Consider the following 14035-nt stretch of genomic DNA (forward strand, 5'->3'; position numbering starts at 1 on the left):
CTCATCGTGCCTAAGACACCCGCTTCGCAAACTCGAGGTACTGAACGTTCTGGAGGAGGCGGCAGGATTCAGCGGCGGCGGCCCAGGACTCGTTATCCGGCGTTGGCGCATCGTCTCCGTTGCCGCCGTCCCCGCCATCGCCGCTGGAAGCCTTCTGGCTGGGCGTGGCGTCCGCGACGGAGTGCCAGCCGCCCTCGTTGTCCTTGTAAGCAAACATGTTAATCATCGGCATGTACATGCGGGCGCCAAGTTGCGCCTTCTGGAAGTCCGTGAGGGGAGCGCCGATGGCGTCGAGCGCGAGGGCGCCCAGCGTCGACGAGGAGGCGTCCTCCCAGCGCATGTCGCCAGCGCCGGCGACCTCGTAGTTCGTCCAGACGAAGTAGTTCGTGCGATAGGCACGGGCGCCATGGGCGGCGCCAACGTCTTCGGTGAAGAGCGCGTCGTTCGCGTATCCGGAGACGCCCGGCTGGTGATCGCCAAAGAACACGAGCATGACGGGGCGGTCGAGATTACGAAGCTCCTCCATGAACCACTGGAGGTCGCGGTCCGAGGCGTTGATGCAGGCGAGGTACTCGTTGAGTTGACTCGTGAGCGCGGCGTCATCCTCCGCGAACGGGAAGGTGTAGCCCGGAAGAAGCGACTCGTCGATGTTGTTCTGGTCGTAACCGCTGTGGTTCTGGATGGTGACGTCGAGGATGAACTGCGGGGCCTCGTTGCTGCGGAGGCGGTCGAGCACGCTCTCGTAGGTCGCGGCGTCTGTGACGCCGGAGTGGAATCCGGGCGCGCCCGCGAAGTCCTCCGCGGAGAGGAAGCGGTCGAACCCGAAGGCCCTGTAGACGATGTTGCGCTTCCAGTTCGTGGGGGCGCAGGGGTGGATTGCCGTCGTGTCATATCCCATGTCGGCGAACTGGGTGACGAGGTTGTCGACATCGCTGAGGTCATAGAGCGTGTAAGGGTACTTGGCGTTGCCGATGTAGCCTAGGGTGGCTCCGGTCATGAACTCGAACTCGGAGTTGCAGGTGCCTCCGCCGTAGGCGGAAACCTCGAGCTCGCCACGCACGAGCGCGTCGTCAATCGAGTTGAAGTAGGCGGGGCCCGTATAGCCGATCCCGAGGCCGTCGAGCATCGAGAGGTCTGAGAAGGTCTCGTTCATGACGCAGATGACGCTGGGCTTCGTGTCCGCGAACTGCGCCTGGGTGTAGGGATACGAGTCGCTCTTGGCGTTCTGGTACAGCGAGGCGAGGGTCTGCTCGTCCTCGAGGGCGACATCGTCAGAATAGCCTGCGGGCATGTCGATCGCCATGTGCTGCACCATGCTGAGGAAGTGGGGAACCAGGCCGTCCGCGTGGTAGCTCGAGATGGGGTTCCATACGTCGGTGTTGATTCCGTAGTCCTTGGTGAGGTCGATGTCCGAGAACGCGTTCTGGAGCGTGACCAGGCACAGGATGCCGAGGGCGATGTTTGCGATGGGGCGGATGATGCGAACGCGGCCTGGCGCCGGCGTCGCGGGGCGGATGAGACAGCAGGCGATGAGGCCGACGCCGAGGGCGCTCCCGGCGGTGAGCATGGGGTCCGTCACGGTATAGGTATATCCGGCGGAGACCTCCGCGGCGGTGCTCAGGGCGAGGAGGTCCGTCGGGAGGAGGGCGGCGCCCCTGAACTCGGCGACGAACGCCTGCCCGATGCCGAGGGCGAAGAGGGCGACGAGCCATATCGCGGGCATCACGCCGCGGCGCTGGCCGAGGAAGTAGGCGATGAGCACGACCGAGCCGATGAAGGTGACGTCAATGAGGATGTGCTCGACCGATACGCTGAGGGCGCCCTCGTTCCAGGGCGTCTCGATGGCGACGACGGCGCAGATGGTGCAGATGGCGAGGGCCACGATGGCGCGAAGCAGCTCGATGACGAGGCCAGCCAAGTGCGTGCGGGCATCCTTTGAGCGGCCGAGGCCGTCGAGCGCGTTGAGGATTGGCTCGCGAAAGAGCGCGACCAAGATGCCGAGGCAGATGACCTTTACGACCTGGTTGAGCGCCTCGGTGCTGCAGATGAGCAGGTTTTGACGCGCGAGGAAGATGAAGAGGACGGCAAGGGCGATGAACGGGACGAGCCACAGGACGGTGCTCACGTGACAGATCGCCGCGGCGAGCCAGGCGGTTGCGCGCGAGACGGGGGCGGGGACGAACCCGAACAGGTGGGCGAGGGCATCGTCGAAGCGGGCGAGCTGGGCAGCGGCCGCATCGCGGATGGCGGCGGCCTTGCTGCGGGCGGAGGCCACGCGGGTGGTGGCCTTGCGGGTGTCGGATGTCTTGCGTGTGGCGGTGGCTTCGCGAACGCCGGTAGCTTCGCGGGCTGCCGCGCCTGCTTCGTTCGCAGCGGATGTCTCGCGGGCTGCCGCGTCCTCCTCGCGTGTGGCGGGCGTCTTCTCGCGGGCTGCCACGCCTTCCTCGCGTGCGGCGGATGCCTTCTCGTTGGTGTTCTCGGGATGGTGGAGGTTGTTGCTCATGCGTCCCCGTGGTTCGTCTGGCTAAGTACAGTCATAACCCCAATACTTTACCGATTCTTGACATAACCAGCAATGCGCTTGAGCTGTAAAGGCGCAGGAAAAACGGGAAAAGTGGTGGGGGAGGCCATGTGTTTGGATGCGTCAGCCAGGCGGGCTCAACGGATCGACAGAGGCTCGCGTTTTGACATGCTTAACGCCGCTATCGGCGTCCTAGCGCTCGCTTACGGCGCCGACGCCGTAGCCCTCGCTGCGCACCACGCGGCGAAGGTCATCTTGGTTGGCCGCCTGCTTGGTCCGCACGTGGGCAATACCCTCCGCGAGGGAGACCTTGGCCATGGTGTCGGGCCGAGAGTTGAACGCGTTCGCAATGCGCTTCGCGCAGTTCTCACAGCTCATGCCTTTGACCACGACGTCATAGGCGAAAGGGTAGTGGGAGGCGTCCTTGTCCCTGGGGCCACGCGAGCGCACGGCATCTGCTCCCCCGCAGCAGTCCCCCTTGCCGCCTCGCGCGATGTAGTTGCGAATGACGAGCAGCGCCGCAACGAAAACGACGGTGACGATCGCGACGTTGATGATGTTTGCGCCCATGGTTCCTCCAAAGGAGGCTCGTTCGAGCCCTGAATGTTCGAGATGGCTAACTTGCACGTCATTGTACGCCATCTCGCCGGGCCAGGGATGGATTCGGCTTTTCATCTACACCGGCAATGTGCGGTTCCGCCAGCACACGCGAGCCGCCAACACGCGTGGACAGCCAACGCACGCTCATCATGCGCAACCTGCGGCTTCGGACGTACACGGGCGATCACTCATCGCCACTTGCCTCCACATACCGACCACCACGCCGATTCGTCGCCCGCAAATTGCATACCCCCCCCCGTTTCAGCTATCTTTCAACCTGTTAGGCTGGAAGCAGGCGGCCATCAGGGGCCGCACAACAAGAATGGGAGAATCGCAATGAAGCTACGTCCGCTCGCCCGCAAGGCACTAACGCTCTTCGCCACTGCGGCCCTCGCCACCGTCTCCGTCGCAGGACTTTCTGCCTGCGGAGAGTCCCAGGAAGATGCCATCAAGAGCATGCTCAAGGAGCAGTTTGGCCAGCTCGAGCAGGTCACTGACGCCAATATTAAGGAGGTCTTCGGTGACGATGAGATCGCCGAGCTCCAGAAGTATGGCATCGATGCGACCGAGCTCTACAACGCCTGCGTCAAGCGCTTCGACTACGAGGTCGAGGACGTCTCCATCTCCGACGATACCGCCACGGTGTCGCTTTCTGTCACCAACCTCGACTTCGCGACCGTCGCAGCGAGCTGGACGGATGACGTGACCGCCTATCTCACGTCCGATGAGGCGGTTGACGACTACACGAACCTCGGCGAGGACGGTATGCTCGCCAAGGTCATGGGTCAGTTCGTCGAGAGGCTCGCTGCTGACGACGCGCCCACCAAGACTGCCAGCGTCACGCTCGACCTCGAGAAGAACGGCAAGACCTGGGAGTTCGCGGACGAGGACCAGGTGGTCAGCGCGATCTTCGCCGGCGCCGATCCCTCGACGCTCATGGAGTAGACTCGCACGCGCCTGGTGGCTACTCGCGCGTATAGGTAACGAATTCGAAGGGAATCCCCTCTGGCGTGACGAGGGGGTTCCCTTCGTCGTCGAGCGACACGGAGCCCGCGACGTGCCAGGTGGGGTCCTCGTCCAAGTTGGGGAAGAACGTGTCCGCCGGACGCACGCAGTGGTTCTTCGTGATCTCCGCGCGCGTGCAGAGGGGGAGGAGCTCGCGGTAGATCATTCCGCCGCCGATGAGCCAGACCTCGGGATCGTCCTCGACCATGGCGAGGGCCTCGTCGATGCTATGGGCGACGTCGACGCCCCCGCGCGCAAACCCGGAGTCGCGCGTGATGACGACGTTGCGGCGGCCCTTGAGCGGTTGTCCTCCCGGGAAGCTCTCGAGGGTCTTGCGGCCCATGAGGACGGTGTGACCCTTCGTGTGGCGCACGAAGTGGCGCATGTCTGCGCGGTTGTCCACAAGCATGCCGCCGCCGATGCCGATGCCCCAGTCGTCGCAGACGGCGACGATCACGTTGAGGTTGGGCAGGGGAGCGCGGAGGTTGGCGCCGGCACTGACAGACTCTGCCACCTGCATGTTCTTCTCGTCACGCATGGGCTACACCGCGATGGGGATGTTCTTGACCTGCGGGCCGTGCTCGTATCCCTCGACGATGAGGTCCGTCGTCGTGAAGTCATAGAAGTTCGTGACCTCGGGGTTGAGCGAGACGCGCGGCGCGGGATACTGCGGCCTCGAGATGAGCTCGCGGATGATGTCGACGTGGCGATCGTAGATGTGGGCGTCCGCGATGACATGGACGAGCTCGCCGGGAATCATGCCCACGGACTGCGCGACCATCATGAGGAGGATCGCGTACTGGCAGACGTTCCAGTTGTTGGCGGCGAGGATGTCCTGGCTGCGCTGGTTGAGCAGCATGTTGAGGGTGAGGCGGTCGTCACCGGGCGTCTGGGTGACGTTGTAGGTCACGCTGTAGGCGCACGGATAGAGGTGCATCTCGGAGAGGTCCGCGAAGACGTAGGTGTTCGTCATGATGCGGCGCGAGAAGGGCGTGTGCTCGAGGTCATAGAGCACACGGTCCATCTGGTCGAAGTCGCCCTCGGGGTAGTGGCTCTTCTGGCCGATCTGGTAGCCGTAGGCCTTGCCGATAGAGCCCGTCTCGTCGGCCCACTCGTCCCAGATGTGGGAGTTGAGGTCGTTGATGTTGTTGGATTTGCGCTGGTAGATCCAGAGGACCTCGTCCATGGCGCTCTTGAGGGCGGTGCGGCGGAGGGTGAGGGCGGGGAACTCGCGGCGCAGGTCATAGCGGTTGACCACGCCAAACTGCTTGATGGTGTAGGCGGGGGTGCCGTCCTCCCAGCGCGGGCGGACCTTCTGCCCCTCGGTGGTGGTGCCGTTCTCGATGATGTCTTCGCACATGGCGCAGAAGAGCTTGTCTGCCTGGCTCATGGTTTCTCCTGATGGTTGAGTGCGGGATGTGCTGCGGGGTATGGCGAGCGGGCGTTCCCGTGCGTAGCGTGTGTGCGGGGTATGGCGAGTGACCGTCCCCGCGCGTTCCATGTGCGGCATGCGCCCTGGGTGCTCCGCTACTTGTACGAGGCCGAATCGGTGAGGGCCGTCGTGAGGCGAATGGCGATGTCGACGATGTTGGACGCTTCCTCGTCCAGCTCGGCGAGCTCGTCTGTGGTGTGGCCGTCGGGCGACCTGAGGATGTCGACCAACTTGGCGATTGCGCCCCAGCGCTCGGCGCAGTCCTCTTTGGCGTCCCCGAGGGCGTCGATGATCGAGTCGGCCTTGACGCCGCTCACGCGGTTCGTGCCGGGTACCTCGACCGCCTGAATCGAGGCCTGGGCATCGGCGACCACCTGTGCCGCGGCGTCGAGCTCCTCGGTGCGAGTGGCGGCGTCCGTGGCGCCCATCGCGGCGCGGAGGTGCATGGAGAGGAGGTTGGTACTGTCGCCGTCCGCCTTGGTGAGGGCGAACACGAACTCGCTGACGGCCTGCTGCGAGCCGTCGTAATCACTCGCGTAGACGTAGGAGTTGACGGACTCGTCCGCGCAGCCGATGCGAGTCTCGAAGATGTTGTCGGCCGTGAGGTCGGCGTCGGTGCTGTGGGTGCCGTCGTCGAAATAGTGGTCGAGCTCGTCGAAGTCCCACTCCTCGTCCGGGTACTCCTCCGCGACGATGTCTGCTACCTCGGAGAGGACCTCGCCAAACGTGTTCGCGAGGACGAGGGAGGAGGCGATGATGAGCGCCAGGCCGATGGCGAGGATGACGTAGACGCCGGGACCGGAGTGGTTGTCCGGGGAGGTCGTGGCGCTCGCGCTCTCGATGACGGGGACCTGCGGAGTGGGCGCGGGCGCGGGCTGCGGCTGCGGCTGGGGCACCGGCTGCGGCGCGGGCTGGCCGGGCGTGCCGTTGCTACCCTGCGGGGTCTGGGGCTGGTAGCCTTCGCTCATGTCTGGTCCTCTCCGCGGCTGCTGGGTGGTTGTCGTGCGTGTGGTTCTGCGCGCGGTGCGAGGCCTGGCGCGCATGCCGTGCGGGTACTCTCCTGCGGGCAGTTACGTGCTTGCCTAGGCCATGTCCTCGAGACGGCCGTGACGCTCGTAGCGGGTGATGCGGGCGGGCGCGTTGTTCTCGTCGACGAAGACGACGTGCGGCGCGTGCTCGGAGGCCTCCTCCGGGGTCATCTGGCAGTAGCACATGATGATGACCTTATCGCCAACGTTCACGAGGTGGGCGGCGGCACCGTTCAGGCAGATGACGCCGCTGCCTGCCTCGCCGGCGATGGCGTAGGTCTCGAGGCGGCTGCCGTTGTCGACATCCGCGACCTGAACCTTCTCGTACTCGCGGATGCCGGAGGCGTCCAGGAGGTCTTGGTCGATGGTGATGGAGCCGACGTAGTCGAGCTCGGCCTGGGTGACCGTGGCGCGGTGAATCTTGCCCTTGAGCATGTTGAGCTGCATTGTTCTCGCTCTCTTTAGCGCTTTGCGCGCGATGTCGCGCGTCTAACGGATATACGGTACACCTCAAGGGACTCCGACGCGAGATGCCACGCCCGAAGCCCATCGTAATTGCGCGACGCGAGCGGTGCCTGCGACGCTCGCGACACCCGTGGCATCCGTGATGGGCGCGATGCGCACGGTGCCCGCGACGAAAAAGAGCCCCGCCGGCGCGAACCGACGGGACTCTTCCTGGTTGGCCATCACGCGGCCGATGGTGCGGGGATCTGGCTAAGCCGCCAGGGCAGCCACGTCAGTGACGTCCCCGGCGGGGTCGCCTTAAGAGCGGGGCCGTCGCCAACCGGTTTGGCGACGGCCCCGCTGAGCCATGGCTTGGTCGCGGGCGATTGGAGATGGGCCCTGCAAGACTATCCAACCGGAGCGACCGGAGTTTATTTGGTTGTGCGGCGTTGCCGCGAGGGCGGTGCAGTCGACCCACCCGCCAGCCGCCTGCGTGAAATGCGGCGCGGTAGGGCGCAGAGACGCTCAGATCGCCTCTGCGCCCGGAGTGGTTCCAAATGGGACGGCATTAACGCTCGAGGATGCCACGCTAGAGCGATAGGAACAGCTCGTGGATGCGCGTGTCCTTGTCCAGCTCGGGGTGGAAGGCGAGGGCGAGCTGGTTGCCCTGGCGCGCGGCGACAATGCGGCCATCGACGGTCGCGAGCACCTCGGCGGTCTCACCCGCGGAGACGATCCTCGGCGCGCGGATGAACGTCATCGGGACCTCACAGATGCCCTCGAGCTCCGCGTTCGCATGGAAGCTCCCGAGCTGCCTGCCGTAGGCGTTGCGCTCGACCTCGACGTCCATCGTGGCGAGGCGCGGCGTGCCCTTGTCGTCGTGTGCCGCGAGCGTCTTGGCCAGGAGGATCATGCCCGCGCAGGTGCCCAGCGTTGGCATGCCCTCCTCGATGCGCCTGCGGAGCGGCTCGAGCATGCCGAGTTCGTCCAGGAGCTTGCCCTGCGTGGTCGACTCGCCGCCGGGGAGGATGAGGCGGTCGAAGGGCCGCTCGAGGTCAGACGCCTGCCTGAGCTCGATCCAGTTCGCTCCGAGGCGGTCGAGCATCTGCTCGTGCTCGGCGAAGGCGCCCTGGACTGCGAGGATTGCGGTCGTGCACGCCATTAGCGGCCACGCTCTTCCATGATGGTGTCGATCTCGTCGGCGTTGATGCCCACCATGGCCTCGCCGAGGTTCTCGGAGAGCTGGGCGATGAGCTTGGCGTCCTGGTAGTTTGCGACGGCCTTGACGATGGCGTCGGCGCGCTTGGCCGGGTCGCCGCTCTTGAAGATGCCGGAGCCCACGAAGACGCCCTCGGCGCCGAGCTGCATCATGAGCGCGGCGTCGGCGGGGGTGGCCACGCCGCCGGCGGCGAAGTTCACGACGGGGAGCTTGCCGGTCTCGTGGACCTCGCGCAGGAGGCTAACGGGGACGCTGAGCTGCTTGGCGGCCTCGAAGAGCTCGTCGTCGCGCAGGGCGACGGTGTCGCGGATCTGCTTCTGGATCTTGCGCATGTGGCGCACGGCCTGGACGACGTCGCCGGTGCCCGGCTCGCCCTTGGTGCGAATCATCGTGGCACCCTCCGCGATGCGGCGAAGAGCCTCGCCGAGGTCGCGGGCGCCGCAGACGAACGGCACGTCGAAGGCGGTCTTGTCGATGTGGTAGGTGTCATCGGCGGGGGTGAGGACCTCGGACTCGTCGATGTAGTCGATCTCGATGGCCTGGAGGATCTGCGCCTCGACGATGTGGCCGATGCGGCACTTGGCCATGACGGGGATGGAGACGGCCTCCTGGATGCCGCGGATCATGGCCGGGTCGCTCATGCGGCTGACGCCGCCGGCGGCGCGGATGTCGGCCGGGATGCGCTCGAGGGCCATGACGGCGCAGGCGCCGGCCTCCTCGGCAATGCGCGCCTGCTCGGGCGTGGTGACGTCCATGATGACGCCGCTCTTGAGCATCTGGGCGAGCTGGCGGTTGAGGGCTACGCGGTCCTGGGTCTCGTTCTCCATGTTGGTCTCCTTCGTTGCTTGCTTTGGGTCGCGGTGGCTGGTTTGCGCAGCCACCGATGACTTTCGAGGACAAAGGCTACGCTGGAACTGGCCTTGGCAAAATATCCAAACTGAGAGAAACTTAGAAGGTCAGAGTAAGGTCAGATGCGGGGGAGCGATAAGGCCAGATGCTTGACTACGATCTTGGCTTGCGTGGTGACGAGAGCCTCTATGACTATCTCTACCAGCGGATTCGCGATGACATCGCATCTGGCGAGCTTCGCGAGGGCGCGCGCCTGCCGTCGAAGCGCGCGTTGGCGGAGCATCTTGGGGTGAGCGTCGTGACCGTGGAGGGCGCGTATCGCCAGCTGGTCGTCGAGGGGTACGTCGAGTCGCGGCCGCGTAGCGGCTACTTCGTGTGCGACCTGCGGGGATCTGTGGCGCCGGCTCTCGGCGCGCGTGCGGGGGTGATGGCCGGCGAAGCGCCGCGGATGCCGGGACGCGACGAGGAGTCGCGCTCGGTTGACTTCGCTCTTGGGGCGCGCGGCGCGGAGCAGGATGCGGCGAGCCTCTGGACCCGCGCGCTTCGCCAGGCGCTTGCCTCCGAGTCAGAGGCCGAGCTCTTCGCCCCGGCTCCCGCGAAGGGGACGCCCCGTCTGCGGGAGGCAATCGCGTCCCACCTGCGCCAGACGAGGGGAATGGTGGTCGACCCGGAGAACGTTGTGGTTGGAGCGGGCGCGCAGATTCTCGACTCGTGCATCGTGCAGCTTCTTGGTCGCGAGCGCGCCTATGGTGTCGAGGATCCCGGTTATCCTCGCCTGATGCGGCTTTATGCGGCGAACGGCGTCGAGGTGAGGCATGTCCCCATTGACGAGGCGGGCGTTCGCGTTGACGCTCTGGCGGCGAGCGATGTTGGCGTGATGCACGTCATGCCGTCGCACCAGTTCCCGACGGGGTGCGTGACGAGCATCGGTAGGCGCTATGAGCTGCTGGGATGGGCCGCGGATTCGTCGGCGGGGGAGCGCTGGATTATCGAGGACGACTATGACTGCGAGTTCAGGCTCGCGGGGCGGCCCGTTCCCGCGCTCGCGAGCGTCGACGCGATGGGGCGCGTGATCTACACGAACACGTTCTCGAAGAGCCTTGGCTCGGCGCTGCGTCTCGCTTATATGGTGCTTCCCGATAGCCTGATGGAACGGTACACCTCTGAACTCGGGTTTTACTCGTCGACGGTGAGCACGGTCGATCAGGTGACGCTGGCGCGAATCCTGGAAGACGGCAGCTACGAGCGGCATGTCGCCCGCGTGCGCAAGCGCGCCCGCGACGTGCGCGATCGTCTCCGCGAGATGGTTGCCGCGGGCGCCTTTGGCCCTGGCGCTCGCCTCGAGCACGCCGATGCCGGCTTGCACTGCGTCCTCGCTGTCCCCGTGGATTCGCATTCGTATGCTACGGATGACTCGCTCGACACCCTCCACGAGCACGGCTTTTCCGCCCAGCCGATCAAGGCCTTCACCTTCCTGCCTCAGGAGGGCCCACGCGATATGGAACGCCTCCTCGTTAGCTACTGCTAGCCGGTTGTGACGACTTTCTCTAAGGCGGAAGCCATCAGTTGTGACGACTTTTTCGAAGGCGGAAGGCATCAATGGCGAGAGTGGGTGCCCGATAAATCGGGCACCCACTCTTCATTTGCCTGCTCAATTGTATTTGACGCTCTTTGGCGTGAAGCGGCTGTCAAATAGAACCGAAATTGAGCGTCAAACATCGCTTTCGGATCGCCAGATTTAAACTCACCCGAGAAGTATGGACCTGATTTAGGTTTCGTCGAGTAGACGAGGTTTTTGAATCGTAAAATCCCAGGTCACAGGAGCTTATAAGTCGGGTCTACTCAGGGATTTGTGTTTTAGGTCCATACTTCTCGGGCGAGTTGTTATTTGAGACCGATCAGGCTGTTCTTTAGGACGGCCGGGGTGTATTTTGGGTCGTCCAAGTTGCTCTTGAGGTCGCCCAGACCACTTATGGGGTCGCTCGAGCTTTTCGGGTAATTAATTTGCTCCTTGTTTTGCCCGTTCCGTCCACCTTGACCATATACTGCTTAGCGCTTTCGTTTTGCGATTCCAGCTCGCGACCTCGTTGTTGGCGGCTGCATTGTTAACGAATCTACCTGCACTCTGCCGTTCATGCGCCGTATTTCTTCCATTCGTCGAACTGACAGGACTTTGGCTTCAGATTCTTGTAGTCCCTCGCTACCGTCTCTCTACCTACTAACACTGGAGTGATGATGGAAGAGACGCTTTGCGGTGTAACCGCTTTCAAGTTGCATAGAGTCCCACCGCAGGTAATCGGCTTATGCCCACCTTTGCCCGGAGTTTCTGGCGACCATAACCGGCGTGAGTTTTTATCTCATCCAGTGGTGAACGAAATCCTTGGGACACCCCTGCATAGGTTGGTGACGGCGCGTTGTGATCTTTCCTCGCGTAAACACTTTCGCGACCATCTCTGGACTGCCGAGCTCCCGCTCGGGTCAATTCACGAGCACATTCTGGGAATCAACGTCACCTCTCCGGCAATGACTCTGCTTACGCTCGCTACGTCTATTCCGTTTCCGCAGCTAATCATGGCGATATACGAGGTGTGTGGCGGCTTCTCCATCTTTAAGCCAACCCCCTCTCTTGAGGAATTGCTCCAGCGTCATTGGGGAGACTGCTCTACGGAATGTGCCGGCTGGAAACGGGTTACTTCAACAAAGGGGAAGCAGACGAGTCTCTGGATGCGTCCGCCACTTGTTGAGCTTGAAGAAATGCGCCGTTTCGCAAAGTCAGTTCAAGGCCGTAGGGGAGCGGCTGTGCTCGAAAGGGCGACGGAGCTGGTTACCGGTCCATGCGACTCGCCGTTCGAGGTGCAGGCGAGCCTGCTGCTCGGGCTTCCGCGGAGGTTCGGCGGGATGGGCTTCACGGACATCGAGAACAACAAGGTGATTCATCTATCAAGCGACGCTCGGGCGCTGTACGGCAAGAGCACGTGCCGTGCGGACATCTATCTCGAGGGGAATAGCGTGGCGGGGCCGGTTGACATCGAGTGTCAGGGAGCCATGGTGCACGATTCCGGTGAGTCTGCCATCTCTGACTCGCGACGCACCGCGGCGCTGCAAAGCATGGGAATCGACGTCGTCCCGGTCACGTTTGACCAGATCAGCGACCCACGCAGTTTCGGCGCGTTGGCCGCTCTTGTGGCGAAACGCTCCGGGCGCAAGTTGGCCCCAAAGACAGAGGGCCTTCAGCGTCGAGAGCTCGACCTTAGGCGTAACGTGCTAATCGACTGGGGTACGCTTGGGGAATAGAAAGCGGGGCGCCGCGTCAGCGGAACCGCGAATTCGCCGGCGATAATAGAAATCGCGCCTGCCCTATGAGGGGTAGGCGCGATGTCGTATTGCGGCATGTAAATGCGCGCGGCTCGTTCACGCTAGTGGCCCGGCTTCGGCCGCGCGGCGGCGCACGATGTCGACCAGCTGCTCGGTCAGGAGTTGGTAGGCCTGGCGGTCGCGCCCCTCGAGGCAGGCGAGGTGGGCGTCGATCGTGGTGTGGTCGCCGCGAACGGCGGGGCCGGTGAGAGATGCCTCGACGCCATCCTTCGCGATGTGCTCGGCGTTGCCGAGGAACAGGGGAGCCAGCGCGGCCTCTGCCTCGGCGCGGTCAAACCCGCAGCGCACGAGCTCGCCGGCGGCCATGTCATACAGCCCCACCACGAGGTTCGACGCCATGACGGCGGCGGCGTGGTAGCGGGTCTTCGCACCCGCGGCGACGCGCGTCACCTGGTTGCCGCGCGCGCGGAGGAGGCCGGCCATGAGATCCACGGCCCAGTCGTCCCCCTCGAGCGTGAAGCTCGCGCGGCCTAGCTCGCGCCAGCAGTGGAACCTGCTGCTCACGGCATAGAGCGGATGCGCGGAACAAACGTGGGCGCCAAGCTCGCGGGCACCTGCGAAGACACTGGAGGAGAGCGCGCCGGAGCAATGCACGACAAGCTTGTCTCGAAGGCTGACCTCGCCGGCGTGGGCGGCCCGCGCGAGCTCGTCCCATACGTCTGCGATCGTGGTGTCCGGCGTGGTCACGAGCAGCAGGTTCGCGGCGCGCACGGCCTCGATGGGGGAGGCAAACACGCTGCCCCCGGCAAACTCGACGGCCTCGCGTGCGTGGGCCTCGTCGCGCGAGTAAAACCCAGCCACGTCTACCGCGGCGCTCTCGCCGAGGTAACGCCCGAGCGAACAGCCAACTTTGCCAGCGCCCACAACGGCCACACGCAGCCGGCCAGGCCCGGCGCACACGCGCGGCGGAACCGGAGCGCCCCCTGCCGCGGCGCGAGCGGCGTGCCTCGGTGCGGGAATACGCTCGGGAGCTGCGGCGATGGCGTCGCCCCAGGCATCCACGGCGGGTACGAGAGGCGCCGCCGCGCCAGCGGCACCCGCCGCGCCACCAGCGGGCGCCGCCGCGCTAGCAGCAGGCACCGTCGCACCAGTCGCGCCAGCCGCCGCAGGCGAAGGTGCCGGCGCACCAGCACCGGCACCCTCGTCAACGTGTCCGCGGCGCGTCTTCTGTTCGAGCCAAGCGGCCACTACTTTGCAGCCTTGGGGTCGAAGATGAAGTTGTCGATCAGGCGCGTCTTGCCGATGTAAACGGCCATGGCGCACAGGATCGGCTCGTCGGCGATCTTCTCGATCTGGACGATGTTCTCGAAGTCGACCATCTTCACGTAGTCGATCTTCGCGAGCGGCTCGGCCTCGATGATGGCCTTCATGGCGTCGAGCACGGTCGCGGCGTCACGCTCGCCGTCCTCGACCATCTTCTGGCCGGCGAACACGGCACGCGACAGGCACAGCGCGGCCACGCGCTCCTCGGCGGAGAGATAGGTGTTGCGCGAGCTCTTGGCCAGGCCGTCCTCCTCGCGGATAATCGGGCAGCCGACGATCTGGATGCCGAAGTTGAGGTC

The 14035-nt window shown here is 64.6% G+C and carries 13 protein-coding genes; 3 read left to right on the forward strand and 10 right to left on the reverse strand.

All coding sequences use genetic code 11. The annotated features are described in order from the left end of the window. Positions 1–10 precede the first annotated feature (10 nt). Together Q0H23_RS01885 and Q0H23_RS01890 are read right to left on the reverse strand one after the other, a co-directional pair. On the reverse strand, positions 11–2503 hold the full coding sequence (locus Q0H23_RS01885) for an LTA synthase family protein (RefSeq protein ID WP_293835103.1): 2493 nt from the start codon (positions 2501–2503) through the stop codon (positions 11–13). Between the two features lie 210 nt (positions 2504–2713). Further along, entirely contained in the window at positions 2714–3091 is a 378-nt protein-coding gene (locus Q0H23_RS01890) for a heavy metal-associated domain-containing protein (RefSeq protein ID WP_293815544.1), read from the reverse strand. A 366-nt stretch (positions 3092–3457) separates the two neighbouring features. Between Q0H23_RS01890 and Q0H23_RS01895 the strand changes: the two genes are divergently transcribed. Next, positions 3458–4066 carry a hypothetical protein gene (locus Q0H23_RS01895; RefSeq protein WP_293835105.1) on the forward strand — a complete coding sequence of 203 codons (609 nt, stop codon included), beginning with the start codon at positions 3458–3460 and terminating at the stop codon, positions 4064–4066. Between the two features lie 19 nt (positions 4067–4085). On the opposite strand, the gene Q0H23_RS01900 is transcribed toward Q0H23_RS01895, so the two are convergent. The 6 genes from Q0H23_RS01900 to pdxS all read right to left on the reverse strand — a co-directional run bounded on the left by Q0H23_RS01900 (position 4086) and on the right by pdxS (position 9076). Then, on the reverse strand, positions 4086–4646 hold the full coding sequence (locus Q0H23_RS01900; RefSeq protein ID WP_293835128.1) for a dihydrofolate reductase: 561 nt from the start codon (positions 4644–4646) through the stop codon (positions 4086–4088). 21 nt (positions 4647–4667) lie between these two features. Continuing rightward, positions 4668–5516, reverse strand: coding sequence for a thymidylate synthase (gene thyA / locus Q0H23_RS01905; protein ID WP_293835108.1), 849 nt, complete (start codon positions 5514–5516; stop codon positions 4668–4670). Between the two features lie 137 nt (positions 5517–5653). Further along, entirely contained in the window at positions 5654–6526 is an 873-nt protein-coding gene (locus Q0H23_RS01910) for a hypothetical protein (protein WP_293835110.1), read from the reverse strand. A 114-nt stretch (positions 6527–6640) separates the two neighbouring features. Next, entirely contained in the window at positions 6641–7033 is a 393-nt protein-coding gene (gene panD, locus Q0H23_RS01915; RefSeq protein ID WP_293815554.1) for an aspartate 1-decarboxylase, read from the reverse strand. A 586-nt stretch (positions 7034–7619) separates the two neighbouring features. Next, positions 7620–8192 carry a pyridoxal 5'-phosphate synthase glutaminase subunit PdxT gene (pdxT, locus tag Q0H23_RS01920; protein WP_293835113.1) on the reverse strand — a complete coding sequence of 191 codons (573 nt, stop codon included), beginning with the start codon at positions 8190–8192 and terminating at the stop codon, positions 7620–7622. Further along, the gene (gene pdxS / locus Q0H23_RS01925; RefSeq protein ID WP_293835115.1) at positions 8192–9076 is read right to left on the reverse strand and encodes a pyridoxal 5'-phosphate synthase lyase subunit PdxS; all 885 of its coding nucleotides are present in this window, start codon (positions 9074–9076) and stop codon (positions 8192–8194) included. The genes pdxT and pdxS overlap by 1 nt, the downstream gene beginning before the upstream one ends. Before the next feature lie 167 nt (positions 9077–9243). Between pdxS and Q0H23_RS01930 the strand changes: the two genes are divergently transcribed. Continuing rightward, on the forward strand, positions 9244–10626 hold the full coding sequence (locus Q0H23_RS01930) for a PLP-dependent aminotransferase family protein (RefSeq protein WP_293835117.1): 1383 nt from the start codon (positions 9244–9246) through the stop codon (positions 10624–10626). A 1271-nt stretch (positions 10627–11897) separates the two neighbouring features. Then, a complete protein-coding gene (locus Q0H23_RS01935) occupies positions 11898–12392 on the forward strand; it encodes a hypothetical protein (protein WP_293815562.1) in 495 nt (164 codons plus the stop codon). A 117-nt stretch (positions 12393–12509) separates the two neighbouring features. On the opposite strand, the gene Q0H23_RS01940 is transcribed toward Q0H23_RS01935, so the two are convergent. Together Q0H23_RS01940 and Q0H23_RS01945 are read right to left on the reverse strand one after the other, a co-directional pair. Further along, positions 12510–13661 (reverse strand): Rossmann-like and DUF2520 domain-containing protein, encoded by a 1152-nt coding sequence (locus Q0H23_RS01940; RefSeq protein WP_293835120.1) that lies wholly within the window; start codon positions 13659–13661, stop codon positions 12510–12512. Beyond that, a partial coding sequence (locus Q0H23_RS01945) for a pantoate--beta-alanine ligase (RefSeq protein WP_293835123.1) occupies positions 13661–14035 on the reverse strand: 375 nt, incomplete at its 5' end. The genes Q0H23_RS01940 and Q0H23_RS01945, both read right to left, overlap by 1 nt.

The sequence above is a fragment of the uncultured Parolsenella sp. genome (assembly GCF_934660935.1).
Taxonomy (GTDB): Bacteria; Actinomycetota; Coriobacteriia; order Coriobacteriales; family Atopobiaceae; genus Parolsenella.

Excerpts from the sequence above, each read along its gene's own strand:
- Q0H23_RS01885 (WP_293835103.1), bottom strand. The coding sequence starts at position 2,503 with ATGAGCAACAACCTCCACCATCCCGAGAACACCAACGAGAAGGCATCC.
- Q0H23_RS01890 (WP_293815544.1), bottom strand. The coding sequence starts at position 3,091 with ATGGGCGCAAACATCATCAACGTCGCGATCGTCACCGTCGTTTTCGTT.
- Q0H23_RS01895 (WP_293835105.1), top strand. The coding sequence starts at position 3,458 with ATGAAGCTACGTCCGCTCGCCCGCAAGGCACTAACGCTCTTCGCCACT.
- Q0H23_RS01900 (WP_293835128.1), bottom strand. The coding sequence starts at position 4,646 with ATGCAGGTGGCAGAGTCTGTCAGTGCCGGCGCCAACCTCCGCGCTCCC.
- thyA (WP_293835108.1), bottom strand. The coding sequence starts at position 5,516 with ATGAGCCAGGCAGACAAGCTCTTCTGCGCCATGTGCGAAGACATCATC.
- Q0H23_RS01910 (WP_293835110.1), bottom strand. The coding sequence starts at position 6,526 with ATGAGCGAAGGCTACCAGCCCCAGACCCCGCAGGGTAGCAACGGCACG.
- panD (WP_293815554.1), bottom strand. The coding sequence starts at position 7,033 with ATGCAGCTCAACATGCTCAAGGGCAAGATTCACCGCGCCACGGTCACC.
- pdxT (WP_293835113.1), bottom strand. The coding sequence starts at position 8,192 with ATGGCGTGCACGACCGCAATCCTCGCAGTCCAGGGCGCCTTCGCCGAG.
- pdxS (WP_293835115.1), bottom strand. The coding sequence starts at position 9,076 with ATGGAGAACGAGACCCAGGACCGCGTAGCCCTCAACCGCCAGCTCGCC.
- Q0H23_RS01930 (WP_293835117.1), top strand. The coding sequence starts at position 9,244 with ATGCTTGACTACGATCTTGGCTTGCGTGGTGACGAGAGCCTCTATGAC.